The sequence below is a fragment of the Yersinia ruckeri ATCC 29473 genome (assembly GCF_000754815.1).
Classification (GTDB): domain Bacteria; phylum Pseudomonadota; class Gammaproteobacteria; order Enterobacterales; family Enterobacteriaceae; genus Yersinia; species Yersinia ruckeri.
Genome location: NZ_KN150747.1, coordinates 1,907,553 through 1,933,371, shown reverse-complemented (window position 1 = coordinate 1,933,371; position 25,819 = coordinate 1,907,553). Strand labels below are relative to the sequence as shown.

The window sequence follows — 25,819 nt, the reverse complement described above, 5'->3', positions numbered from 1 at the left end:
GACTAGCGGTAATCACCTTAGTCCACTGGCGGCCATTCAGGCTTTGGCGGGTAGAATACTGACCCACATTGGGCCTTTACCGACCGGATAGCGTGCCAAAGTCGTCAGGCTACCGTTAGTCGCATCAATACGATATACCGCGATATGATCAGATTTTTGGCCTGACGAAATCAGGAAATTGCCGCTGTGATCAATATTAAAACCGCGAGGCTGTGCTTCTGTTGGATGGTGGCCAACCAAAGCAATCACCCGACCATCAGCTGAAACACGGAAAATGCTCAGCAGGCTAGCGGTGCGATCGCTGATATACAGATGACGGCCATCCGCAGTGATATGAATATCCGCCGCCCAACGCGTCGCGGTAAAATCGGTGGGCATCGCATCTAGCGTTTGGATCAAACGGTATTGCTGACCCTGATCTTCAATTTGGAATACGTCAACCGTGCCGTCCAGCTCATTGACACAATATGCCACCTGATTATTTGGGTGGAAAACCATATGACGTGGCCCAGCACCCGCTGCGGTGGAAACCCCTATTTGATCATGCGGCGTTAATAAACCATTGAGGTTCAGATCAAACAGACGGATACGGTCTTCTTTCAGGCAAGGAACCAGCAGAATCTGGTTAGTTGGGTCAATATTGGCTGAGTGTGGTGCCGTCAGGCCATCAATTTGCTGAATAGGCGACTGCACATGGCCATGCTCATCGATGGGGCTAACGCTGACACAGTTAAAGCTATAAGAGGCGGAGAACAGGAACCGACCTTGCAAATCGGTAGAAATATGTGTCGGGCTACCGGGCAAGGGTGCCATGCTGACTTGCTGTAACTGTCCATCGGCGGCAATGCGATAAGTGACGATACCAAAGTCCGGACGCACCCCAACGTACAAATGACGCTGATCGGGGCTGATGATCATCGGTTGAACCTGCCCTGGCACCGCAACGATTTGTAGTAGCGTTAAGCCCCCCACCTTATCCAATTGCCAGACGTGGATCTGTTGGCTGTCTGGGCTTGCCACGTAAACCACTTGATTCATCGCTACTCCTTAGTCATGCAGGCTATTCAAATATGACCGCTAAACGGTTAATTGAGCCATAGCTTACCTGACTCGGCAGACATAACAACGTCCTACTGCAGGATACATTCAGGTTATCTATAGCTAAGGTCAAGGAACCGAGCAGCTTGGTTTAATCCCTCGCCTATCCGGTGTAGTATCAATTTAATTCTGTATTATTAATCAACTAATTTATGAGACTGATATGACCTATCGCGTAATTGCTCTAGATCTGGACGGCACTCTGTTAGACCACCAGAAACGTATTTTGCCAGAATCGCTGACAGCCTTAGCCGAAGCACGAGCCGCAGGCGTAAAAGTGGTCGTCGTCACTGGACGCCACCATGTTGCCATTCATCCGTTCTATCAAGCGCTGGAACTGGATACGCCGGCAATATGCTGCAATGGCACTTACCTTTATGATTATCAAGCGAAAAAAGTTCTGGCATCTGATCCCTTGGCACCACAGCAAGCCGTTCAGGTTATTCAACTGCTAGAACATGCCGAGATCCACGGCCTGATGTATGTCGATGATGCGATGCTGTATCAGCATCTTAACGGTCATGTTAGCCGCTCGCTGAATTGGGCAGAAAATCTGCCCGTGCATCAACGCCCAAACATTATTCACGTAGACAGTTTGCATCAAGCGGCACATAGCGCCACGGCGATTTGGAAATTTGCCACCTCCCACGCTGACACGACCAAACTACAGGCTTTCGCTAAAATGGTGGAAGAGGAAATGGGTCTGGCCTGCGAGTGGTCATGGCACGATCAGGTGGATATCGCACAGGCAGGTAACAGCAAAGGCAAGCGCTTGCAGCAGTGGGTTAAGTCTCAGGGGCTAGAGATGAAGGACGTGATCGCCTTCGGGGATAATTTTAACGATTTGAGTATGTTAGAAACCGCCGGCCTGGGAGTAGCCATGGGCAACAGCGTTGATGCTATTAAGCAACGCGCCGATCTGGTGATCACCGACAACGAAAAACCAGGCATTGCCGCCGTGATTCGCCAGCACGTACTCGGTTGATTTATCGGAACTATCCGTGCGTGATCCATACAGCGGATAAATCTCAAGTTGATCTACGCCAGATAAAGGATTCCTGGAGTAGGTCACCCTATTTGAGCTGGGTATCGGTGAAAAATCGCGTTTAGCGGATATTCTCGCTTGTCATCGGTTAGTGGCCTTTACGATTAAACGAGACGCTCTTGATTTGGGCATAAACCCATTGACCCGGCTTCAGAGCCAATTCATCCCTGGCCCAAGGTGTAATCCGCGCCCACAGCCATTGGTCACCGACAGCCAGTTTCACATCGACCTGCCCATCAACATCCAGACATTCGCTGATTTTGGCTGGCAGAATATTACGGATACTGCTGTTATGCGCTGGCTGTAATACCAAAGAGACATCAGCGGCATTGATTTTAATCCGCAGCGCCGTTTCCGGTTCAGCATCCACCGCCCCCACCCACAACCGCTGATCACCCAACGCCAATGCCGTCATCGCGTAACGGTCATGGTGACCGATGACGGTGACGCGCAAAATGCTGCTGGGTTCTTCCCGCTGTAACCAGGGACGCAATGCGCTGCTGGCCCAGACTTCCTCTAGACCGCCCATTGCGCGTATTTTTCCCGCATCCATCACCATGACACGATCCGCCAGCCGCAGAATTTCATCCATACTGTGGCTGACATATAGGATCGGGATATTCACATCTTGCGACAAACGTTCCAGATAAGGCATCAATTCCCGTTTGCGAGGTAAATCCAGTGACGCCAGCGGTTCATCCATCAACAACAGTTCAGGTGCCGTCAGTAAGGCTCGGCCGATTGCAACCCGCTGTTTCTCGCCGCCGGACAGCGTCATAGGGAAACGGGATAATAAGGGCGCAATTCCGAGCAGATTGACAATGGTATCAAACTGGGCACGCATTGAGGCTGCCATGCCATATTGCAGATTACCCCGTACCCGATAATGGGGAAACAATCTAGCATCCTGAAATACATAGCCAACTTTGCGTTTTTCTGGCGGTAGATACCGTTGTTTCTCCACATCCACCAGCACCCGACCATTAAGAACCACCCGCCCTTGTTGTGGACGGGTCAGACCGCCAACCACATTAATCAGCGAAGTTTTTCCGGCGCCGGAAAGACCAAAAATGGCGGTAATCCCTTGAGCGGGTAGCTCGGCACTGACCTGTAAGGTCAGATCGCCCAATTGTTGCGTGAAATCCAGCTCTAACATGTGCCCCCCAGACGCTTTTTACCCCAACGGGCTAGCCATTCGGACAGCAACAGTGAAATCAGTGACAACCCGATAGCAATAATGCATAACCGCGCTGCCGCTGCTTCTGCACCCGGCGTTTCAATCAGGGTATACATGGCCAGTGGAATGGTGCGAGTTTGCCCAGGGATATTCGAAACAAAAGTGATAGTGGCACCGAATTCACCCAAGGAACGGGCAAAAGCCAGTACCGTACCGGCGATAACACCCGGTAAAGAAAGCGGTAAGGTAATAGTCAAGAACACCCGCCACGGACTCGCACCCAAAGTGCGTGCTGCCAATTCCAATCGGGTATCCACCGCTTCAATCGCCAGCCGAATAGCCCGTACCATCAGTGGAAAAGCCACCACCGCCGATGCCAGCGCCGCGCCACCCCAACTGAAGCTGAAATTAATACCAAACCAGCTATACAGCCATTCACCAATGATGCCGCGCCGACCCATGCTGATCAGTAATAAATAGCCAATCACCACCGGTGGTAATACCAGTGGTAAATGAATAATGCTGTCTAACAAAGACTTACCGGGAAAGTGACAGCGGACTAGAATCCAGGCCATCAAAATGCCTAACGGCAGGCTAAAGGCGACGGCAACACCTGAAACTTTCAGGCTAAGCACTATCGCCTGCCATTCATACTCACTCAATATCATTAGCGTGGAGTAAATCCATAATGTTTGAAAACAGCCGCCGCTTCCGGGCCTTTCAGATAATCATAAAAAGCACTTACTGTGGCGTTTTCATGGTCTTTGACAATTGCCATTGGGTATTCCACTGGCTTATGGCTTTGCTCAGGGAACACACCCACAACCTTCACTTTTTTACTGGCTATAGCATCAGAACCATAGACAATACCCAGAGGCGCTTCCGCCCGCTCGACTAATGCCATTGCGCTTCGCACATTGTTAGCTCGAGCCATTTCTGGGGCTAGAGTTGACCAGGCACCTAGAGACTCCAATGCTTCTTTGGCATACATTCCTGCCGGGACATGATCGGGATCGCCCACCGCCAGACGACCGCCATCCAACAATTTTTTCCATTCGGTTTTCTGATTGATGGTGACTTTATCAATTTTGCTTTCATTGGGCGCAATCAACACTAACTCGTTACCCAGCAAAGTATAGCGGGTACTATCGACAATTTGTTTTTTATCAATAGCATAATCCATCCACTGCTGATCGGCTGAAATAAACAGATCCGCCGGTGCACCCTGTTCTATCTGGCGTGCCAACGTCGATGATGAAGCGTAGGATGCCACCACATCAATCTGTTTTTCTTGCTTATATTGGATGGCAATATCCTGCAACGCATTGGTCAACGATGCCGCAGCAAATACAGTGATATTCTCTGCCGCCATCGCCGAGCCTGACAGCATCGATACCACAACTACACCAGCAGCCCACTTGCCCGATTGATTTTTCATTCTATTCTCCGCATTAAGCTAGTCGTTATGTAGATAACAATATAACGCATGAGAATAACGGGATCATGCTGTTTATCGGCAAGCTGTGACATATCTTGAGTTGTTGGTGCTAGATAGCGGAAGTTGGCGGATAACAGAAACGAAAACGTCCAGCATAGTAGCCAGACGTTCTGAAAATTCGTAGCGAAGTCTATTCTATCATAGGTAAAGCCAATAGAATCTATCTTCTATCGCCTTCGCATTGCGATCCGGAAACACCTCAGCTCACAACGCAACAGCATGAAAAATGAAGGATAAATCAGTTGCGCTCTTTTGGATGTCCAGCTTTCGATATCACGTTAAACACTTCACCCAAGCCATAAATCAGACCCAGAATAATGGCCATTACCACCGGTACCATAACCACGGCAAAGACCAGACTTTTCAATAATTCCACGATGGTAACCTCATTTAACTGCTCGTTGAGCGCTATACTACACGACTTTCAATGATTAACTGCAATTCATACGTTAAGTGAATAAGCTTTATTATTTTAGCAACTGATAGCGAAATGTAACCTGCCAAAAGTGCGATTTGCGCCTATGCGCATCAATAGATGACAATGATACCTTTTCTGCCGGAGCGAACATATTATGCAAGCCGAAATACTTCTGACGCTAAAGCTTCAGCACCGCCTTTTCGCAGACCCACGCCGCATCGCGTTATTGAAACAAATTCAACATACTGGTTCCATCAGTCAGGGAGCAAAACTGGCCGGAATCAGCTATAAAAGTGCCTGGGATGCAATTAATGAAATGAATACTCTGGCGGAAGAAACGCTGGTGGATCGGGCGACTGGCGGCAAAGGCGGCGGTGGCGCGCAGTTAACCCGTTATGGTGAAAGACTAATCCAATTATATGATTTACTAGCACAAATTCAGCAAAAAGCCTTTGATACATTAAGTGATGACTCGCTGCCGCTGGATAGTTTACTGGCCGCTATTTCTCGCTTTTCATTGCAAACCAGCGCTCGTAATCAGTTTTTCGGCACGGTTATCGAGCGAGATCATCGTCAGGTTCAACAGCAGGTGACTATTCTGTTAGCCGATGGAAAAACCCAACTTTGCGCCGCGATAACCCAGCAAAGCGCTGATCGCCTTCATCTTTCGGCGGGGAAAGAAGTCTTGGCGCTGATCAAGGCTCCGTGGGTGAAACTGGTGACCGATCAGGCGCTAGCTAGCGCGGCAGACAACGCGCTGTCTGGCTCAGTTGCCAGTATCGATCCGGGAACAGCACAAAGTGAGGTTATAGTCACACTCAGCGGCGGTGCTAGTTTGTGCTCGACCTTGTCGAATCATAAACTGCACCAGCTTAATCTTCAGGTTGGTTCTCCCGTTACCGCCATGTTTAATGCCGATCAGGTCATTATCGCTACCCTTTGCTGATTTTTCCCATCGATATCGTCAGCATCTTCCGCGTCGGGGTGCTGATGGGGCAGTGAATTTTTTCCGCCAATCCGCCTTTCCCTGCCCATTCGCCGAAGTGATACCCGAACGCGCGATCGGCCACAACGGCGTATTCAATCCGATACCGATTGGACATTCTTAACGCTACCCATTAATGCAGCAACCAGATTAAATACGTCACTAAACGGAAATATCCCTATTTAATTTGTCTCCGCAAAGCGATTCAGGCAACTGACCCGACCTTTTAACGGCTTGCGCTATGTTATTATCGATCTCGGTTAGCTTCTGCTGACCCGATTCACATTCGGTGCCAAGGCTGTCGGTGCCGAAATCATCATTAGATTCAACACATAAAGGGACTATTCTATGTGGGGCGTTCTTGCTGCTTCGTTGCTTTTTTTGCCATTTAACCGGGTGATTGCCCTACTACTTTTGGCTATTACCTTAGGTATTGCCACTTTTACTGCGGTACTCACCTTACCGGCTATTGCAGCACTGGTTCTTATTCTGATGGCCACATTGGCACTACAGAAATATCGTCAGCAAACCGTACTGGCCGCCGGATTGGAATGTCTATTAATTGTGGTTTCAGTTGCACTGTTATTTCATTTTATTCCCGGATTTAACAACCTTAAAGTGCTGGATAAAGTACAGATTGGCCCACTCAGTGCACCATTCTCAATGTACTACAATTTAGATAAGGCTTTGATTCCTTTCATCCTTGCAAGTTGCCTGCCCGGGTTATTTGTCGCCAGAAAACACCCTTCCGTCGGTAAAGCAGGCTGGATTGCTCTGGTCTTTGCCATTCCGGCATTGTTATTTTTAGCCGTTGCTCTCGGCGGACTGAAAATCGAACTGCATGCACCGGCATGGATCGGTACCTTTGTCATTGGCAACCTGTTTTTCGTCTGTCTGGTTGAAGAGGCGTTTTTCCGCTGCTATCTACAACAACGGTTGAGCCAATGGCTTGGTGCATTACCGGCATTAATTATTGCTTCACTTTTATTCGGCGCAGCACACTTTCCAGGTGGGCCGCTATTGATGGTCTTTGCCGCGATGGCCGGAGTGATTTATGGTCTAGCCTGGATGTGGAGTGGCCGTCTGTGGGTAGCGGTAGCCTTCCATTTTGTCTTAAATTTAGTCCACCTACTGTTCTTTACCTACCCGCTAGCACTGCCGCAATAATGTGATAGCCTCAGACAATCTTTATCAACCAGCAGGGATTCCTGCTGGTTAGATGGCTGAAACCACAACCATAATGTTATACTTTTCTCTTTCAATTCACGCCTTCAAGCTAGCAATATATCTTGTCATTGATGCTCGCAGCACAAGTGTGTAAACGATTCCATTTTTGATGTTTGATCACCTTTTTACTCTTATTGGCATGATATCTTCAGCTCATAAGTACCATTCAGGAGCCTTATATGTTTGTTCTAGTTACTGGTGGTAGCGGTTACATAGGTAGCCACACTTGTGTCCAACTAATTGAGGCTGGTTATACACCAGTTATTATCGATAACCTCTGCAACAGTAAAGCCAGTGTCCTGACACGTATTGAGCAATTAACCGGCCACAGACCACACTTTTACAACGGCGACATCCGCGATCGCCAACTGTTGGACAGCATTTTCAGTCAACATGCTATCGGTGCCGTTATCCATTTTGCCGGGCTGAAAGCGGTGGGCGAATCGGTCAATAAACCGCTGGCCTACTATGACAATAATCTCCACGGCACACTGGTATTATTGGAAGCAATGACCGCTGCCGGAGTCAAAAACCTGATCTTCAGCTCTTCAGCAACGGTCTACGGCGACCAGCCGAAAATCCCTTATGTTGAAAGCTTCCCGACTGGCACCCCTTCCAGTCCTTACGGCAAAAGTAAGCTGATGGTCGAAAATATTTTGCAGGACGTGCAGCGAGCCGACGCCAATTGGAACATGACCATTCTGCGTTATTTCAACCCAGTCGGCGCGCACCCATCGGGTTTAATGGGCGAAGATCCGCAGGGCATTCCCAATAATCTGATGCCCTATATCGCTCAGGTCGCCGTTGGCCGTCGCGACTCTCTGGCCATTTTTGGTCATGACTACCCGACCGCTGATGGCACCGGCGTGCGCGATTATATCCATGTGGTCGACTTGGCCGATGGTCACGTCGCGGCGCTGAAAAAATGTCACGATCAGCCCGGTGTACACATCTTTAACCTCGGTGCCGGTTACGGTCACAGTGTGCTGGATGTGGTCAACGCCTTTAGCAAAGCCTGCGGCAAACCCTTGACTTACCATTTTGCCCCTCGCCGTGACGGTGATCTACCCGCCTATTGGGCCGATCCGAGTAAAGCAGCCAGCCAGTTGGGTTGGCGCGTTCAGCGTTCGCTGGATGAAATGGCGGTCGACACTTGGCGCTGGCAATCACAAAATCCTCAAGGCTATCCTGACTAAGGAAAGAAAAATGACTGGCTTTAATCCTGTGGACCACCCACACCGTCGCTATAACCCATTGAGCGATCAATGGATTCTTGTCTCCCCCCACCGGGCAAAGCGCCCGTGGCAGGGGCAGCAGGAACCCGTGACCACAGAAAAGCAGCCAGCTCACGATCCCGATTGTTTCCTGTGTCCGGGGAATTTACGCGTAACTGGCGACTGTAATCCAAATTATCCCGCTAGTTACGTGTTTACTAATGACTTTGCGGCGCTGATGCCCGATACACCTGATGCACCACAAACCGACGATCCGCTGATGCGCTGCCAAAGCGCACGCGGAACCAGTCGGGTTATCTGCTTCTCACCCGATCACAGTAAATCTTTGCCTTTGCTCTCGTTGAGCGAATTAACCTCGGTGATCAAAACCTGGCAAGAGCAGAGTGCAGAATTGGGGAAAATCTATCCTTGGGTGCAGATCTTTGAGAATAAAGGTGCAGCAATGGGCTGCTCTAACCCGCACCCTCACGGCCAGATCTGGGCTAACAGTTTCTTGCCTAATGAAGCCGAGCGTGAAGATCGGCTGCAACGTAACTATTTCCAGCAACACGCATCCCCTCTGTTGCTGGACTACACCCGACGCGAAGCCGCAGATGGCAGCCGAACAGTCGTAGAAACCGAATACTGGCTAGCCGTGGTGCCTTATTGGGCTGCCTGGCCTTACGAAACCCTGCTGTTGCCCAAATTCCCTGTACAACGCATAGATTCCCTGACGGCGGCTCAGCAGACCGATCTGGCTCTGGCGCTAAAGAAATTAACCAGCCGTTACGACAATCTGTTTTGCTGTTCATTCCCTTATTCTATGGGCTGGCACGGCGCGCCCTACAACGCCGCAGATCATCATCACTGGCAGTTACACGCTCATTTTTATCCCCCGCTGTTACGTTCAGCCACAGTACGTAAATTCATGGTGGGTTACGAAATGCTGGCCGAAAGTCAGCGCGACCTTACGGCGGAACAGGCCGCTGAACACCTGCGGGCGGTAAGTGATGTTCATTATCGAGAAGCCGGAGTCACATCATGTCGTTAAAACAACATACCCAGGCTATTTTCCGTCAATACTTTGCCTACGAACCCACTCTCACTATTCAGGCGCCTGGTCGGGTGAATCTGATTGGTGAACACACTGATTATAATGATGGTTTCGTGCTGCCCTGCGCCATTGACTACGCCACCGTCATCAGTATGGCGAAGCGAGATGACCGGCAGGTTCGCGTGATTGCAGCAGATTATGATAATCAGATAGATATTTTCTCTCTGGATGCGCCAATCGTTAACCATCCCGAATTACGCTGGGCCGATTACGTCCGTGGCGTGGTCAAACACCTGCAACTGCGGAATAGACATTTTGGCGGTGCCGATTTGGTGATCAGCGGTAATGTCCCTCAAGGCGCAGGATTAAGCTCCTCGGCGTCGTTGGAAGTCGCGGTGGGTCAGGCCTTTCAATCGCTATATCAACTGCCATTGAGCGGTGTTGAATTGGCTCTCAACGGTCAGGAAGCTGAAAATCAGTTTGTCGGCTGCAACTGCGGCATTATGGACCAACTCATTTCCGCGTTGGGCAAACAAGGTCACGCTCTGCTTATCGACTGTCGTTCGCTGGAAACCCGTGCGGTATCGATGCCCAAAAATGTGGCCGTCGTGATTATTAATTCCAATGTAAAACGGGGTCTGGTGGACAGTGAATACAATACCCGCCGTCAGCAATGTGAAGCCGCTGCGCGCTTTTTCGGCGTAAAAGCCCTGCGAGATGTCGATCCAGCGCAGTTCCTCGCCATACAGAATGAACTGGATCCGCTGGTAGCTAAACGAGCCCGCCACGTCATTAGCGAAAATGAACGCACGCTGGCCGCAGCCGATGCTTTGGCACAGGGCGATCTAAAATTGATCGGGAAATTAATGCAAGAATCTCACATTTCAATGCGTGATGATTTCGAAATTACAGTTCCGCCGATCGATCGTCTGGTGGACATGGTGAAATCTGTCATTGGCGAGCAAGGCGGTGTACGCATGACCGGTGGTGGTTTTGGCGGCTGTATCGTGGCGCTGATGCCGTTGGATAAAGTCGAACAAGTTCGTATGACTGTTGGCCGTGAATACCCGTTACAAACTGGCGGAATGCAGGCAACGTTCTACGTTTGTCAGGCGTCGCAAGGAGCGGGAATATGCTAAACAGCCATGTTGCACTGGCACCGGACGGTCAGCCGTTTACTTTGACCAAGCTACAAAATAACAATGGCCTGACCATCAGCCTGATGGACTGGGGCGCAACTTGGCTGTCGGCGATTTTGCCGCTGAGAGACGGCGAACGGCGGGAACTGTTGTTGGGCTGTGCCACACCTGCGGACTATCCGCATCAAGGTGCCTATTTAGGCGCCACCGTCGGCCGTTATGCTAACCGAATTGCCAATGCCCGTATTCAGCGGAATGGACAGGTATTTTCCTTGCTGCCCAATCAAGGTCAACATCAGTTACACGGTGGCCCTGAAGGGTTCCACGCCCGACGCTGGCAGATTATTCGTCAGGATGAGCGACAAGTCTGTTATCAGCTGTTCTCCCCAAATGGCGACCAGGGGTTCCCTGGTAATCTCACTGTCGAAGTCTGTTATCAACTGATGGAAGATAATCGCCTGGAGATTACCTATCAGGCGACGGTCGATCAGGCCTGCCCAATCAATCTAACCAATCACGCGTATGTCAATCTGGATGGCGAAGGCCATGATGTGCGACAACATCGCCTGCAACTGTTTGCCGATCGCTACTTGCCGGTAGACAGCGAAGGTATTCCCTCCAACGCACTGACGGCGGTTGACAATACCAGCATGGATTTCCGCCAGCCGAAAACTCTGGCTCAGGATTTCCTGCAAGATCCGGATCAGCAACGGGTCAAGGGTTACGATCACGCCTACCTACTGCACCGTACCTGTGGCGCTATCGACAGTCCGGCTGCGCATTTGTGGTCAGCTGACGGCAAAGTGAAAATGAGCGTATTCACCACCGCTCCTGCGTTACAATTGTATAGCGGGAATTTCCTGGCCGGCACGCCTAATCGCTCAGGTGGGACTTACACCGCTTACACTGGCGTCGCGCTGGAAAGCGAATTTCTACCAGATAGTCCCAACCACCCCGAGTGGCCGCAGCCGGATTGCTGGATTACGCCAGGCAAGCGCTACCGCTCGACAACTTTGTATCAATTTAACGCAGTTTGACATCCACCCCGCCCGATAGGGCGAGGCTATACAGCGCTCCGGGTAAACGCAAAATACTGCCGTTGGCGCACTGTCCGGCGGCTAGACGAAAACACCCTAAAATATCACTGAATTTCCACCCAACCCTACCCTTCGCCTACACCACAGACTACGCTTAAAGTGATCCGTCAAACCAATAACTGACGATCTGATAGTGGGAAAAGAAACCCTCTTCTTAATCAGATATACCGTGCTAGTTGCCGCTGGCGGATTGCAATCCTTCCGCTTACTGACTCAAAAGGAAATGCTATGCGCCTGACCACATTGTGGCTGTTGTCCGCTGGACTGTTGCTAAGTGCTAACTTGATGGCTGCGGATGTGGCTAAAACCCCGTCTCCTGCCCAATTAGCGCAGCAGAAAAAAATGACCGATTGTAATCATGCCGCCACCAGCAAAACCCTCAAAGGGGATGAACGGAAAAAATTCATGAGCAACTGCCTAAAAGCCGATGCGCCAGCAGCCATGACACCACAACAGAACAAGATGAAATCCTGTAACGCTGAAGCTAAAGATCTCAAAGGCGATGCCCGTAAAACCTTTATGAGCAGTTGCCTGAAAAAAACCGCCTGATTGTCTCCATGGATAGATTTGCCACTACGGGGTATTTTTAATACCCAAAATAAGTGTGATGGCAACATGAGTCGACAAGAGCGGTTATTGATACGCAAGCGTTACACTGGCTTATGTCACGACAATCTCATCGCTGTGATCTTCCGGTAAATTGCGGTCTGGCATATGGCTACCCGGCTCATAGGTGAATCGATTCGACTCAGGATCTTACTTTGCGGGAAAAAATTGGCTATGGTTAAACACTATTGATTGCTGTTCGCAGTCATCCCGCAATATAATGATAATAGTTATCATTGAATAAGTTAGTCATTTGAGGAGTTTGAACTATGGCAGTAACAAAGCTGGTTCTGGTACGTCATGGCGAAAGCCAGTGGAACAACGAAAACCGCTTCACTGGCTGGTATGACGTTGACCTGTCCGAGAAAGGCCGTACCGAGGCAAAAGCGGCAGGTAAGCTGCTGAAAGATGAAGGCTTCGAGTTTGACTTCGCTTATACCTCCGTACTGAAACGCGCAATCCACACGCTGTGGAGCATTCTGGATGAACTGGATCAGGCTTGGTTGCCAACAGAAAAATCCTGGAAGTTGAATGAGCGTCATTACGGTGCTCTGCAAGGCCTGAACAAAGCCGAAACCGCAGCAAAATACGGTGACGAGCAAGTTAAACAATGGCGTCGTGGTTTTGCTATCACACCACCAGAATTGAGCAAAGAAGACGAACGTTTCCCCGGCCACGATCCACGTTACGCATCACTGTCTGACAAAGAGTTGCCGACGACTGAAAGCTTGGCGCTGACCATCGAACGCGTTATTCCTTATTGGGATGAAGTGATCAAGCCACGCATTGCCAGCGGTGAGCGTGTTATTGTTGCTGCTCACGGCAACTCCCTGCGTGCGCTGGTAAAATATCTGGACAATCTGAGCGAAGAAGACATTCTGGAACTGAATATCCCAACTGGCGTGCCATTGGTTTATGAGTTTGATGAAAATCTGAAACCTATTAAACGTTACTATCTCGGCAACGCTGATGAAATCGCGGCCAAAGCCGCTGCCGTCGCAAACCAAGGTAAAGCGAAGTAATTCGCCGGATGAGATTGTATCCATAAATAAACCCCGGCAAGCCGGGGTTTATTATTTTCAGTACTCAATCTTGGAGGCCACTATTATATTATGCGCGACGCGCTTTAACTGCATTAGCCAGTTGTTTCAACAGAATTTCCGTATCTTCCCAACCGATGCAGGCGTCAGTAATACTTTTGCCATAGACCAATGATTCACCACTTTCCAGACTTTGATTGCCTTCAACCAGGTGACTTTCAATCATCACGCCCATAATGGCTTTTTCACCATTGGCAATCTGGTGACACACATCGGTGCCCACTTCCAGTTGCTTCTTGAATTGCTTACTGCTGTTGGCATGGCTAAAATCAATCATTATTTGCGCCGACAGGTTGGCTTTATTCAGACCGTTTTTCACTGCGCTAACATCAGCAGCGCTGTAGTTCGGCTCTTTACCGCCACGCAAAATAATATGGCAGTCGCTGTTACCCGCCGTGTTAACGATTGCGGAGTGGCCCCATTTGGTCACTGACAGGAAGCAATGCGGTGCCCCTGCAGCATTGATAGCATCGATCGCCACTTTAATCGTGCCATCGGTACCATTTTTAAACCCAACCGGGCAAGATAGACCGGAAGCCAGCTCACGGTGAACCTGAGATTCGGTGGTACGCGCGCCAATGGCTCCCCAACTCATCAAATCCGCCAGATACTGCGGTGTGATCATATCCAGAAACTCACCCGCCGCCGGTAAACCACTGTCATTGATATCCAGCAACAATTTACGCGCCAGACGCAGACCTTCGTTGATGTCGTAACTATTATCCATATGTGGGTCGTTAATCAGACCTTTCCAGCCCACGGTAGTCCGCGGTTTTTCAAAATACACCCGCATGACGACTTCCAATTCGCCTTTTAGCTCTTCACGCAGTGACAGCAGACGCGTAGCGTATTCTTTCGCCGCCTGGATATCATGAATTGAACAGGGACCGATCACCACTAATAAACGATCGTCAGAACCACGCAGAATCTGATGAATCGCATTCCGCGTCTGAGAGACGGTTTCAGCAGCACGCCGACTGGCAGGAAATTTCTCGAGCAAGGCCACGGGGGGCAGGAGTTCCTTAATTTCATTAATCCGTAAATCATCATTCTGGTAATTCATAGCTCTTCCATTCAGTCTTGTGACAATCATTGCATATTTAAGGTTTCAACCAATCTAGCCTGTGAATTGAACGCTGTAAATCTTCTTTATCGCTTTAAGCGTACAGCTTGAACTTCTGGTAAAAATCCACTGCCTTCTACCGCTCCATTCCAGATAAAATAATATACGCATGCTAATTATAATTATTGCTCTATATTTCGTTGCATATCGGACAGCCAGACACTTTTTAATTCATCATTTTATTGAAAATTATTCATATTTCTCTATTCGCCAGTACTTAACTCGCTCATAATGAATTTAGTTAGATAATTAATTTGGATGATATATATCTAAAGGTAAAAGACGCTATGCCAAGGCTGCTATTAGTTGATGACCATCCCGTTGTACATGTCGCCCTTGAAGCGGCATTGTTACAATCGACTGTACTCTACCAGTTGCAAGGCGTATCCGACGATCAGCAGGCGCTACAGCGGTTAGCGGAGCATTCTTTCGAGTTATTAATTCTGGATATTGGCTTACCGCAGGTTGATGGATTGCATTTTTTACGAAAAATTCGCCGTCATTACTCAGAGTTACCCGTGATCGTCTATACCTCCCAAGAGACTGAGGTCTACGCAAAAATGGCTTACCATGCTGGTGCTCAGGGCTTTGTGCATAAGGGCAGTTTAATGACGCAACTGCTGGATGCGATTGGCAGCGTGCTCGACGGGAACATGGCCTTTCCGGAAGAAATTGCTTATACCGTCTCGGCGGAGAATACGGAAAAACATAGTCTGACACAGAAAGAAATCCAGATATTAGGTTTGCTGGCAAAAGGCCATTCTAATTTGCATATCGCGCAAATGTTAAATATCAGCAATAAAACTGTCAGTACTCATAAGAAGAATATTTTGAATAAAACCGGGGCAACTAATCTTCTTGAATTAATTGCCGTATTTAACGATCTGCAACCATGAAATATCTTTGGCTACTGCTGACCATTATCCAGTTAGGTCTGCCTCTTTCAGTACGGGCTGATGACCCCGCTCGTTATAATTTAATCAGCAGTATCAACGTTCCCATAGATCAGACCTTTGCTACACAGAAAAATGATTGGCGCGGTAAAACCCTACGGGTCGGCATTCTGAGTGATAACCTCAGCCCTTACAATATTATTGTCGATGATGACCTTTATGGCCTGAATGCTGACTATCTTGACTATATTCAGCAAGCAACAGGGGCTTATATTGCCATTTATGGCTTTGCCGATCTCGCCCAGCTAAATCTGGCGATGAAGAACCAGCAGATCGATTTACTGTTTGGTATACCGCAGAATGGATCCACGCCCAATCTCTTTTCATCCCGACCTTATTACGTCAGTAATCTCCGCGTATTGCGCAATCGACAAAATAGCCGCGCAATTATGCTGAACTCGAAAGATAGCCGAATTGCCATCAGCAAAATTACCGGTATGCAGGCCTATGATGAGATCAATAATCAAACCGCTCATGTGAATCTTTTTGACAGTAATCTACAGGCTGTTTATTCATTATTAAATGGCACCAATGACTACTTTATTGCCGACGAAACCAGCGCCAGTTTTATTATCGACCAGTTACAACTGGGGCAAATTTATCAGATAGAGAGCGCCATTAAATTAGGAAACCTCTCCCTGGTCTTCTCCTCCAGTCACAAATCCCTAATTGAGATACTCGACCAAGTTATCAGTAACTTACCGATGGAAACGGTAAATATTATCCAGAATCGCTGGAGCAAAAAAATTCCCAGCTATCGGGATACCGGTAACGCCGATCTTTCACCACTCGAACAGGAATGGGTGAAAGAAAATCCACAGGTTCATTATGCAATCATCGAAAATGACTACCCTTTCAGCTATCGAGGTTCTGATGGTGAACCTCACGGCTATATTGTCGCTATTCTCAATATTATCGCCCAGAATACCGGATTAAAGTTCATCCCGGTCTGGGGTAGCAATCCTCAGCAGACGGACCAACAAGTTAATGAAAAAAAAGCCTTATTCCGGGCAGCACTTCCATTAACCCGAGGTTTTAAAGAACATTACGACAGCACTATCCCCATCTATCGTGCGTTATGGGGTGTCTACATCAATGAATACACAGAAAGCATTTCTACCTGGAAAGATTTGGCCGGGAAACGCATTGGCGTCATTAATGGCAGCCTCGCTCTACACCTTATTCCGCCAGCATCAACAATCGTGAGCTTTGGTAACAGTAAATCTCTGTATGACGCTTTGGCCAATGGGCAAATTGACGGGCTGGTAGACAATGTTATCTCCGCTAATTTTATTGTACTTTCCCGCTATTCTGGTGCGATCAAGCTGGCTTTTGCCGCAAATAATATTGCCTATCCGATAGCCTTTGGTATCAGGCCCGATTCACCGCTATTACTTTCCATCCTAAATAAGAATCTGCTACAGATCCCTCCTGCCACGCTGCAATCTCTGCGTGATGACTGGACATCGGATCGCAGCAGCCTGATTGCTGCGGTTAATGAAAATCGCATGATGCCCCAAGCGGGTTGGTTGCTCACTCTGCTGGGGTTGATTATTGCCGGATTACTCTTTGTCCTGCTACGGCGATTTATCCAGCAACGAAAAGAGCAGCGAGAACGCAACCGACTGGAACTGGCGCGTCGTGACGCCGAAGCGGCAAACCGTAAGAAAAGCAAATTTCTGGCGACCATCAGCCACGAATTACGTACGCCAATGCATGCTATTCTCGGGTTACTGGAGCTGGAACTAAAGCAACAGGGACAGCAGAATAACAATTTACCGGTGATTTACAGTTCGGCTTCCTCATTACTCAGTTTACTCAATGATTTGCAAGACTATGCCAAGCTGGAAACCGGTGCCTTACAGCTGAACGCCAAGCCGATGCCACTGTTGCCGTGGATAAGCCATATCAGTGCTGTTTATCAGCCCTTACTGGGTATGCGCCCAGTAAGCTTCACGGTTAGCCATAGTGAGTCCTTACCGGGGGCCATTATGGTCGATGGTGGGCGGCTGCTTCAGGTGATGAATAATCTGATTGCCAACGCCATCAAATTTACCCAACGCGGCGAAATCAGTGTCGATATTCAATGGCAGCCTGTTGATGATAAATCCGGCACCTTGCACTTGCAGGTGCAGGACTCAGGCTGCGGTATCTCCGCCAAAGAACTGCCTCATCTGTTCCAGCCTTTTTATCGCGCCGGAAACAGCAAAAGTATGTCGGTGCAAGGTAGTGGTTTAGGATTATCGATCTGCAAAGAAATCATCCACCAAATGGGTGGACACATAGCGCTAACCTCACAAACAGGCCAAGGAACACAGGTCAATATCTCCCTGCCTGCTGCTGTAGCCGTTGCAGTTGAAGAAACCACCTCGGGCCTGTCGATAAAAAAAAGCAGCGTGCCATTGGCCGCCTTACCATCACTGAGAATTGCCGTGGTGGACGATCATCCCACCAACCTGTTACTGATGCAGCAACAGTTAAATCATTTGGGCAGGCCGTCCGAATTGTTTGAGAATGGAAGAGATCTGTTGCAAGCCCATCGCTTGCAGCCATTCGATTTATTATTTATCGACTACAACATGCCGCATCCTGACGGTTTTACATTAGCAAAAGTGATCCGCTATTTGGAGCGCCAGCAAAATCAGGTACCGGTAAAAATTATTCTCTGCTCGGCCGACGTACAAGAATTCACTCGGATTCTGCCCGGTAATGTCACCATTGACCATTGGCTGACCAAACCGATCTCCTTGTCCGCTATTGAGAATATTCTGCATCTGGAAGCAATTGCCAAACCCGATGATACCGATGATTTGAGACAGCTTCTCGACGCTCTGTCTCACCAAAACAGCGGCATGATGCGCAAACTGGCAACCACGCTGATCGATTCCCTGATGCAGGATGCCAATTTGCTCGAGCAACCGAAACCCGCCTTATCGCTGGTGGAAAAAACCGCGCATCGCATTAAAGGCAGCTTCCTGATTCTGCAACATGCACAGGGTGCAGCGTTGTGCCAACAACTGGTTATTGAATGCCAGCAGGGGCAAATCATTGATGAAACCTATACTCAACTTCGCAAATTATTAGATCGTACAATTCATAGTTTGAATGCAATCACAGCTTCACTACCCTAATGCTCTGTTGATAGCGGTCGAGAGTGATTATGGCTGGCGCTTTTAATCCATAGCCACCAACCATTAAGCGCAATCAGCGTCAGAATAACGTATTCCAGCGCCATAACGTAGACGCCCTGATAGGTGAAAATTACCACGCTGATCACATCAATAATGATCCAAATCAGCCAGTTCTCCACATATTTCCGAGTCATCAGGATCATGGCAACGATGGACAACACCATCATGGTCGAATCCCAGAACGGGAAGGAATCCGGTTCCAGATGCGGTACCTGCACATTGGCACCCAGCGCCTGCATCAGGGCGACGGTTATACCCGTCAGCCAGGCAAACACACGATCAATATTGAAGGTCATTAGCAAAATCCCCACTACGCACACCACGCCCCAACCCAGCGCTTTTGGTAACGATAGCCAACGAATTTTAAGTTCAACCTGATTATCCGCAGTCTGTCGACTCCAGGCGTACCACCCATAAATATTGGCAACAAAGAAGAAAACCTGTAGCAGTAGGCTGGCATACAGCTGAATCTGGAAGAAAATAACGGCGAATAACGTGACATTAATCAGGCCAAACAAGTAGTTAATAATCTTTTCTTTGCTGGCAAACCAGATACATAGCAAGCCAAACAGCGTGCCTATCGCTTCAATCCAAGATAAATCGTATCCCTGTGATCCAAGGGGAATATGTACCAATATATTGCCCGTACTAAAAAAGTTCATCCGCTAATCCTTTTAGTTATCCGCCAAAACGGCCTACTGTAGCCCTATCAATCCAGATTTCATGCTCAGATTTTTCTCTGTGCCTGCTGTTTCAACTGATTCGCAAACTCAAGCATACGGTTAAGCGGAATCAGAGACTGCTGACGCAATGCTTCATCCACCTGTATCTCGTGCATTACCCCTGCCTGCTCCAGGCCTTCAGCTATAGCTTTGAGGCCATTCATGGCCATCCAAGGACAATGGGCGCAGCTACGGCAAGTTGCTCCCTCTCCGGCGGTCGGTGCGGCAAATAACTCTTTGTCCGGGCAAACTTGCTGCATTTTGTAAAAAATCCCGCGATCGGTGGCCACAATTAATTTTTTCTGCGGCAATGTTTTGGCCGCTTGAATAAGCTGGCTGGTCGATCCGACGGCATCAGCCATATCGACTATCGCCTGAGGAGACTCCGGGTGTACCAAAATGGCGGCATCAGGATGTAAGGCCTTCATCTGTATCAGCGCCTGGGTTTTAAACTCGTCATGGACGATACAGGCTCCCTGCCAGCATAGAACATCGGCTCCGGTCTTCTGTTGTACATAATTGCCCAAATGACGATCCGGTGCCCAGATGATCTTCTCGCCTAGGCTATCCAGATGTTCAATCAGTTCTACCGCAATACTGGAGGTCACAACCCAGTCGGCTCGTGCTTTTACCGCCGCTGAGGTATTGGCATAGACCACAACCGTGCGATCCGGATGACTGTCGCAAAATGCGGCGAACTCGTCTGCCGGGCAACCCAGATCTAGCGAACACTCAGCATTAAGGGTTGGCATCAGCACCTGTTTTTCTGGGTTGAGGATTTTTGCCGTCTCCCCCATAAAACGCACTCCGGCCACTAACAGCGTGGAAGCCGGATGACTATTGCCGAAGCGCGCCATTTCTAGCGAATCCGCGACACAACCTCCGGTTTCTTCTGCCAGCACCTGAATTTCAGGATCGGTGTAGTAATGAGCGACCAACACAGCATTCCGCTGTTTCAGCAACCTTTTGATCTTGTCACGATAGAAAGTTTTCTCATCATGATTCAAAGGGGCAGGCTTGGCCGGAAAAGGATAGATAGCCGCATTTACGTCAAAAGTTTCGCTCATCGCTCATATCTCGTCACTGGGTGTACGGAAAAAATGGGTTACTCACCGACCTTTCCATAAAAATAAGTAATTTTGTTTTTTATCCTAAACAAAATACCCAAGATATGAACAAAAGTCGCCCAAATTTATTGAAAAGTGCAAAATATGTTTAATCGATTTAAAAATGGAGAGAAATATCGCTGCTGAAAACGGCAATTATCTTCGGCACTGAGGAAGTCGAACATCGCTAAAACGAGTTTGGCACAATTTACCAGATGTGTAGTCTACCGCGAGCGGGGGGACTTAACCAACCGAGAATAAAGAATTTATATTGCGCCCCATGCGCAGACGTACAGTCTCGCTTCGCTCGGCTCGAACCTGAACGCAGGTTACTCACCCACACGGTTCGTGTTATAGGCTGCTTTGGTTTTTTTTGGCGAGTTAATAGATACTTGAGGAAATGGTGGGTCGTGCGGGATGACTCGTCCTGTGGACTCGCCCTTCGGGTCAACGCTGTGCGTTGCTGTCTCGCTTCGCTCGGCTCGAACCTGAACGCAGGTTACTCACCCACACGGTTCGTGTTATAGGCTGTTTTGGTTTTTTTGGCGAGTTAATAGATACTTGAGGAAATGGTGGGTCGTGCGGGATTCGAACCTGCGACCAATTGATTAAAAGTCAACTGCTCTACCAACTGAGCTAACGACCCGCTGTGATGCGGTACAACTTACTTTCTTTACAACGAGGCAAATGGTGGGTCGTGCGGGATTCGAACCTGCGACCAATTGATTAAAAGTCAACTGCTCTACCAACTGAGCTAACGACCCGCTGTGATGCGGTATAACTTACTTTCTTTACAACGACACATAATGGTGGGTCGTGCGGGATTCGAACCTGCGACCAATTGATTAAAAGTCAACTGCTCTACCAACTGAGCTAACGACCCATTATTTAGTGCTATTTTTCGGCTGCTTTAACGTTTTGCAAGTTGTCTTGGCAACGGCGGCATATATTACTAATTTTTCCCCACAGCGCAACTTAAATTTCGAATCAATCGTTTAACTGCTTGTTCTTCGCACGATTAAGCCCAGAAATTAGCCAATCAGACCAATTACTGGGCTTAAAAAGACTAAAGTGCAGAAAGACGTTTTTGCGCTTGTTTCGCTGTTTCCGTGTTGGGATATTGCTTGATCACTTGCTGATAAACAGCTTTGGCTTTGTCGCCTTGGCCTTTTTCCTGCATGATCACACCAACTTTGTACATAGCATCTGCACTTTTTGGAGACTTTGGATAATTCTTTACAACAACAGCATAGTAATATGCAGCATCATCTTTCTTACCTTTGTTGTAATACAACTGCCCTAACCAATAGTTGGCGTTAGGCTGATAAGTCGATTTTGGGTACTGCTTCACAAACCCCTGGAAAGCAGTGATCGCTTGATCATACTGTTTTTTCTCCAGAGCAAGAGAAACGGCTGCGTTATAGTCGCTGTTCTCATCACCAGTGCTGGCCGGTGCCGCTGTACTGGCTACCGTACCTGCCACTGCGTTATCAGTTGCTCCAGTAGCAGCATTCTCTGCCGACGCTCCAGCTGCGGCAGACGCTGAATTTTGCGCACCCTGCCCGCCCAGACTATCCATTTGCTGGTAGATCTGTTTTTGCCGTTCGACAATTTGATTTAGCTGATATTGGTTTTCTTGGATCTGACCACGCAGACTATCGATATCGCGTTGCGAATCTGACAGTTGTTGCTGGAGTTGAGTCAATAGCTGGCTGTGAGCGTTAGAAATACGCTCTAATGAAGTGACTCGATCTTCTACCGAGCCGGAGCCGACATTACTGATTGGCGCTTGGGCAGTAGCGGCCCATGGGACCGCTACGCCAACCAGTAACGACAGACTCAACAAGTGACGTCTGAAGTTACTGTTCATGCGATTCTCTTAGTAAACCAGAACTGCACGACGGTTTTTAGCGAACGCTGCTTCGTCATGGCCCAGTACTGCTGGTTTTTCTTTACCGTAAGAAACGATAGAGATTTGGTCAGCAGAAACGCCTTTGCCTTGCAGATACATTTTCACTGCGTTAGCACGACGCTCGCCCAAAGCGATGTTGTATTCTGGCGTACCGCGTTCATCCGCGTGGCCTTCAACAACAACTTTGTAAGACGGGTTGCTACGCAAGAATGCAGCATGTGCATCCAGCATTTGAGCGAAGTCAGAAGCGATATCGTATTTATCGAAGCCGAAGTAAACGATATTGTTCTTTTGCAGTTCCTGCATTTGCAGACGAGCTTGCTCTTCTGAAGACAGGTTGCTGCTTTCTGTACCAGTGCCAGCGCCCATGCCAGATTGGTCATTGTTTGCGCTTTTGTTAGAACTACAAGCAGCGATAGCCAGAACTGGCAATGCCAACATCAGCCCTTTCAGCACTTTGTTCAGTTGCATCTCTTTGATCCTTTTTATAGTTTGCCATACATACGTATTTACACATGCATCACAGATACGGCGACCAGGCAGGGAATTTTACCTGTCCATCAGTTGCCGGAAGACGCGCTTTGAAACGCCCATCAGTCGAGACCAGCTGTAACACGGAACCCAGCCCTTGAGTCGAGCTATAGATCACCATGGTGCCGTTAGGCGCGATACTAGGCGTTTCATCCAGGAACGTGTCCGTTAGAACTTGAACGGCTCCCGTTTCTAGATCCTGTTTGGCGATGTGCTGACTCCCGCTGCTGGAACTAACCAACGCCAGGAATTTACCATCAGCGCTCACATCCGCGTTCTGGTTCTGAGAACCTTCCCACGTAATGCGCTGCGGCGCACCGCCATTAATATTCACTTTATACACCTGTGGACGACCACCTTGGTCTGAGGTGTAGGCAAGATTCTGGCTATCAGGGAACCAGCTTGGCTCCGTGTTATTGCTACGGCCATCAGTGACCTGACTGATCTGGCCGGAGGCCAAATTCATTACGTACAGATTCAGGCTACCACTTTTAGATAAAGCAAATGCCAGTTTGGTACCGTCAGGTGAGAATGCCGGAGCACCGTTGTGACGTGGGAACGAGGCAACCTGTTTAATTGCGCCATTGGCCAACGTTTGAATAACCAGTGCAGACTTGCCACTCTCAAATGTAACATAAGCAATCTTGCTGCCATCTGCCGACCAGGCCGGAGACATCAGAGGTTCAGGTGAACGATGCACAACAAATTGATTATAGCCATCGTAGTCCGAAACCCGTAGTTCGTGTGGGAACTTGCCACCATTGGTCTGCACCACATAGGCAATACGTGTGCGGAAAGCTCCTTTGATGCCCGTCAGTTTTTCAAAAACTTCATCACTGGCGGTATGGGCAGAATAACGTAACCACTGCTTGGTTATTTTATACTGATTCTGCGCCAAAATACTGCCCGCAGCACCGGCTGTATCAACCAGTTGGTAAGAAACCAGATAGCTGCCGTCTGCGCCCGGTTGTACCTGGCCAACAACAACAGCATCAATGCCCAATGCAGTCCAGGCCGCAGGCGTGACTTCTGCTGCGGTTGACGGCTGTTGTGGCATCCGCGCCACGTCAATCGGGTTGAATTTACCGCTATTGCGCAAGTCAGCCGCGACAATAGAACCGATTTCTTCTGGTGGTGTACCCGGCCCCATCCATTTAAACGGAACAACACCGATCGGACGTGCCGAATCCACCCCTTGGGTGATTTCAATACGAACTTCTGCGTGTAACACAGAAGCCCATAAAACTAAAAAACCTAGCGCTACTCGAAATGCCTGCTTCATCTTGTCTCCCTTACCCGAGCAGGATGCTCGCGATAATTAGCAGAATTTTAACAAACCAACGCAAACAAAACTACATAATCCGCGGTTGATTAACAAACCAATACCTGGTTAAACAACACTTATTGTGGCTTAAAGGAAACCGGCGCATTCTTAAATACCTCGTAAACATCTTTACTTGGTGGTTTAGGAATTTTAGCTTGTCTCGCTGCGGCTATCGCGGCCTGACACAATGCAGGGTCGCCACCTTCCGCTGTTATGTCTCTCAACAGACCGTCTGGAGCCAGTTTGATCCGCAGATCACAGGTACGGCCTTTATACAAATCTGCATCGTAAAACTTACTTTGAATCGCGGCGGTGATCTGGCCCAGATAACCACTGATTTCTGCACCTGATGCACCGCTTTTCTTGCCCCCGCCCTTACCTGCTGCGGCCTCACCGGCACCAGTACCACTTTTAGGTGCATTTTTAGACGAAGCCAGTCCACCAAAGAGATCGTCAACATCCGTGGCAGCAGCAGCCTCTGCGGCAGCCTTTTTCTTGGCATCGGCAGCTGCTGCTTTTTTGGCGTCAGCGGCGGCCTTTTTCTTTTCTGCGGCGTCAGCGGCTTGCTGTTTAGCCTCATCAGCTGCTTTTTCTGCCGCCTTCTTCGTTTCTTCTGCCGCTTTTTTGGCGTCAGCTTCTGCTTGTTTCTTCGCCGCTGCCGCTACAGCCGCTTCTTTCTTAGCTTCCGCCTCGGCTTTTTTCTGTGCATCGGCGGCGGCTTTTACCACCTTCTCCGCTTCCGCTTTTGCCTTGGCAGCAGCGGCTTCAGCTTGTTTCTGTTCTTCTTTGGCTTTTGCTGCTGCGTCAGCCGCTTGTTTCTGTTGTTCAGCGGCCAGCTTCTGTTGCTCAGCCGCCGCTTTCTTCTGTTCTTCCGCAGACTGCTTCGCATCTTCCTGTGCTTGCAGACGCTCTTTTTCCAGCTCTTTCAGGCGCTGCTGTTCGGCGGCCTGCTGCTGTTGTAATTCTTCTGCCTGCTGTGCAGCTTTCTTCTTACGCTGTTCTTCGGCACGTTTAGCATCGGCCTGTTGAGATTGTTGACGGTTATATTGCTGGGTCACAGCACCGGGATCGACCATTACGGCGTCAATCACTTCGCCGCCTGCGCCGCCGCCGCCCATTTCAGTCTTCTGCGTCAAAGAGCCCCAAATTAGCAGGCCAATCAATATAATGTGCAGAACGACCGAAACAATAACGGCGCGATTCAACTTATCGTTTTGCTCGGTTGCCTTTCCCACGCTCGATTTCCACACTCGATGTTCAAAAACAGGGTTTTTACTGACCGGAATGCATTTCAAACCC

Annotated in this window: 24 protein-coding genes, 3 tRNA genes and 1 other RNA gene; 11 read left to right on the top strand and 17 right to left on the bottom strand. The window is 48.9% G+C overall.

The features are described 5' to 3' along the window. Positions 1–36: 36 nt before the first annotated feature. Complete coding sequence (gene pgl, locus DJ39_RS08620) at positions 37–1,038, bottom strand: 6-phosphogluconolactonase (protein WP_004717006.1); 1,002 nt, start codon at positions 1,036–1,038, stop codon at positions 37–39. A gap of 223 nt (positions 1,039–1,261) precedes the next feature. Here pgl and DJ39_RS08615 point away from each other — a divergent pair, with 223 nt between their 5' ends. Then, positions 1,262–2,083: a pyridoxal phosphatase gene (locus DJ39_RS08615; RefSeq protein WP_004717005.1), complete on the top strand. Its 822-nt coding sequence runs from the start codon at positions 1,262–1,264 to the stop codon at positions 2,081–2,083. 148 nt (positions 2,084–2,231) lie between these two features. Here the strand turns inward: DJ39_RS08615 and modC are convergent, their stop codons facing one another. The 4 genes from modC to DJ39_RS17425 form a co-directional block, all read right to left on the bottom strand. Continuing rightward, positions 2,232–3,299, bottom strand: coding sequence for a molybdenum ABC transporter ATP-binding protein ModC (modC, locus tag DJ39_RS08610; protein ID WP_038244424.1), 1,068 nt, complete (start codon positions 3,297–3,299; stop codon positions 2,232–2,234). Then, positions 3,293–3,988 carry a molybdate ABC transporter permease subunit gene (gene modB / locus DJ39_RS08605; RefSeq protein ID WP_038251298.1) on the bottom strand — a complete coding sequence of 232 codons (696 nt, stop codon included), beginning with the start codon at positions 3,986–3,988 and terminating at the stop codon, positions 3,293–3,295. The genes modC and modB overlap by 7 nt, the downstream gene beginning before the upstream one ends. After that, positions 3,988–4,758 carry a molybdate ABC transporter substrate-binding protein gene (gene modA / locus DJ39_RS08600; protein ID WP_004717000.1) on the bottom strand — a complete coding sequence of 257 codons (771 nt, stop codon included), beginning with the start codon at positions 4,756–4,758 and terminating at the stop codon, positions 3,988–3,990. Before modA ends, modB begins: the two co-directional genes overlap by 1 nt. A 298-nt stretch (positions 4,759–5,056) precedes the next feature. Next, the gene (locus DJ39_RS17425; RefSeq protein WP_038244430.1) at positions 5,057–5,197 is read right to left on the bottom strand and encodes an AcrZ family multidrug efflux pump-associated protein; all 141 of its coding nucleotides are present in this window, start codon (positions 5,195–5,197) and stop codon (positions 5,057–5,059) included. Positions 5,198–5,390: 193 nt separating this feature from the next. On the opposite strand from DJ39_RS17425, the gene modE reads away from it, so the two are divergent. Continuing rightward, entirely contained in the window at positions 5,391–6,182 is a 792-nt protein-coding gene (gene modE, locus DJ39_RS08590; RefSeq protein ID WP_004716996.1) for a molybdenum-dependent transcriptional regulator, read from the top strand. On the opposite strand, the gene DJ39_RS17905 is transcribed toward modE, so the two are convergent. Then, positions 6,169–6,339: a hypothetical protein gene (locus DJ39_RS17905; protein ID WP_155115557.1), complete on the bottom strand. Its 171-nt coding sequence runs from the start codon at positions 6,337–6,339 to the stop codon at positions 6,169–6,171. The genes modE and DJ39_RS17905 overlap by 14 nt on opposite strands. Positions 6,340–6,569: 230 nt before the next feature. Here DJ39_RS17905 and DJ39_RS08585 point away from each other — a divergent pair, with 230 nt between their 5' ends. The 7 genes from DJ39_RS08585 (at position 6,570) to gpmA (ending at position 13,580) form a co-directional block, all read left to right on the top strand. Further along, positions 6,570–7,388, top strand: a complete 819-nt coding sequence (locus DJ39_RS08585) for a CPBP family intramembrane glutamic endopeptidase (RefSeq protein WP_038244432.1) — start codon at positions 6,570–6,572, stop codon at positions 7,386–7,388. Between the two features lie 239 nt (positions 7,389–7,627). Then, positions 7,628–8,644, top strand: a complete 1,017-nt coding sequence (galE, locus tag DJ39_RS08580) for a UDP-glucose 4-epimerase GalE (protein ID WP_004716991.1) — start codon at positions 7,628–7,630, stop codon at positions 8,642–8,644. A 10-nt stretch (positions 8,645–8,654) separates the two neighbouring features. Next, a complete protein-coding gene (gene galT / locus DJ39_RS08575) occupies positions 8,655–9,713 on the top strand; it encodes a galactose-1-phosphate uridylyltransferase (RefSeq protein WP_038251296.1) in 1,059 nt (352 codons plus the stop codon). Beyond that, on the top strand, positions 9,704–10,855 hold the full coding sequence (galK, locus tag DJ39_RS08570; protein WP_038244436.1) for a galactokinase: 1,152 nt from the start codon (positions 9,704–9,706) through the stop codon (positions 10,853–10,855). The genes galT and galK overlap by 10 nt, the downstream gene beginning before the upstream one ends. After that, positions 10,849–11,892, top strand: a complete 1,044-nt coding sequence (gene galM / locus DJ39_RS08565) for a galactose-1-epimerase (protein WP_038251295.1) — start codon at positions 10,849–10,851, stop codon at positions 11,890–11,892. Before galK ends, galM begins: the two co-directional genes overlap by 7 nt. Positions 11,893–12,180: 288 nt before the next feature. Then, complete coding sequence (locus DJ39_RS08560) at positions 12,181–12,501, top strand: PsiF family protein (protein ID WP_038244441.1); 321 nt, start codon at positions 12,181–12,183, stop codon at positions 12,499–12,501. A gap of 326 nt (positions 12,502–12,827) precedes the next feature. After that, positions 12,828–13,580: a 2,3-diphosphoglycerate-dependent phosphoglycerate mutase gene (gene gpmA / locus DJ39_RS08555; protein WP_004716985.1), complete on the top strand. Its 753-nt coding sequence runs from the start codon at positions 12,828–12,830 to the stop codon at positions 13,578–13,580. Positions 13,581–13,668: 88 nt separating this feature from the next. On the opposite strand, the gene aroG is transcribed toward gpmA, so the two are convergent. After that, entirely contained in the window at positions 13,669–14,721 is a 1,053-nt protein-coding gene (aroG, locus tag DJ39_RS08550; protein ID WP_004716984.1) for a 3-deoxy-7-phosphoheptulonate synthase AroG, read from the bottom strand. Between the two features lie 347 nt (positions 14,722–15,068). Between aroG and DJ39_RS08545 the strand changes: the two genes are divergently transcribed. Both DJ39_RS08545 and DJ39_RS08540 read left to right on the top strand, forming a co-directional pair. Beyond that, positions 15,069–15,677: a response regulator transcription factor gene (locus DJ39_RS08545; RefSeq protein WP_038244445.1), complete on the top strand. Its 609-nt coding sequence runs from the start codon at positions 15,069–15,071 to the stop codon at positions 15,675–15,677. After that, positions 15,674–18,865 carry an ATP-binding protein gene (locus tag DJ39_RS08540; RefSeq protein ID WP_004716983.1) on the top strand — a complete coding sequence of 1,064 codons (3,192 nt, stop codon included), beginning with the start codon at positions 15,674–15,676 and terminating at the stop codon, positions 18,863–18,865. Before DJ39_RS08545 ends, DJ39_RS08540 begins: the two co-directional genes overlap by 4 nt. Here the strand turns inward: DJ39_RS08540 and pnuC are convergent. From pnuC to tolA, 10 genes are all read right to left on the bottom strand, one after another. Further along, positions 18,862–19,587 (bottom strand): nicotinamide riboside transporter PnuC, encoded by a 726-nt coding sequence (gene pnuC, locus DJ39_RS08535; RefSeq protein ID WP_038244450.1) that lies wholly within the window; start codon positions 19,585–19,587, stop codon positions 18,862–18,864. The two genes, DJ39_RS08540 and pnuC, sit on opposite strands and share 4 nt — an antisense overlap. Positions 19,588–19,652: 65 nt before the next feature. Further along, complete coding sequence (gene nadA / locus DJ39_RS08530) at positions 19,653–20,714, bottom strand: quinolinate synthase NadA (RefSeq protein ID WP_004716982.1); 1,062 nt, start codon at positions 20,712–20,714, stop codon at positions 19,653–19,655. Positions 20,715–21,154: 440 nt separating this feature from the next. Then, positions 21,155–21,280: non-coding RNA, RtT sRNA (locus DJ39_RS17420), on the bottom strand. 43 nt (positions 21,281–21,323) lie between these two features. Next, a tRNA-Lys gene (locus DJ39_RS08525) sits at positions 21,324–21,399 on the bottom strand. A gap of 42 nt (positions 21,400–21,441) precedes the next feature. Further along, positions 21,442–21,517: transfer RNA gene (locus tag DJ39_RS08520), tRNA-Lys, on the bottom strand. Between the two features lie 43 nt (positions 21,518–21,560). Continuing rightward, positions 21,561–21,636, bottom strand: a tRNA-Lys gene (locus DJ39_RS08515). Between the two features lie 183 nt (positions 21,637–21,819). Then, complete coding sequence (cpoB, locus tag DJ39_RS08510) at positions 21,820–22,623, bottom strand: cell division protein CpoB (protein ID WP_038244472.1); 804 nt, start codon at positions 22,621–22,623, stop codon at positions 21,820–21,822. A 9-nt stretch (positions 22,624–22,632) separates the two neighbouring features. After that, a complete protein-coding gene (pal, locus tag DJ39_RS08505; protein ID WP_004722151.1) occupies positions 22,633–23,136 on the bottom strand; it encodes a peptidoglycan-associated lipoprotein Pal in 504 nt (167 codons plus the stop codon). A gap of 49 nt (positions 23,137–23,185) precedes the next feature. Further along, positions 23,186–24,478, bottom strand: a complete 1,293-nt coding sequence (gene tolB, locus DJ39_RS08500; RefSeq protein ID WP_038244474.1) for a Tol-Pal system beta propeller repeat protein TolB — start codon at positions 24,476–24,478, stop codon at positions 23,186–23,188. A gap of 119 nt (positions 24,479–24,597) precedes the next feature. Next, positions 24,598–25,755: a cell envelope integrity protein TolA gene (gene tolA, locus DJ39_RS08495; RefSeq protein WP_004722157.1), complete on the bottom strand. Its 1,158-nt coding sequence runs from the start codon at positions 25,753–25,755 to the stop codon at positions 24,598–24,600. Between the last annotated feature and the right edge of the window lie 64 nt (positions 25,756–25,819).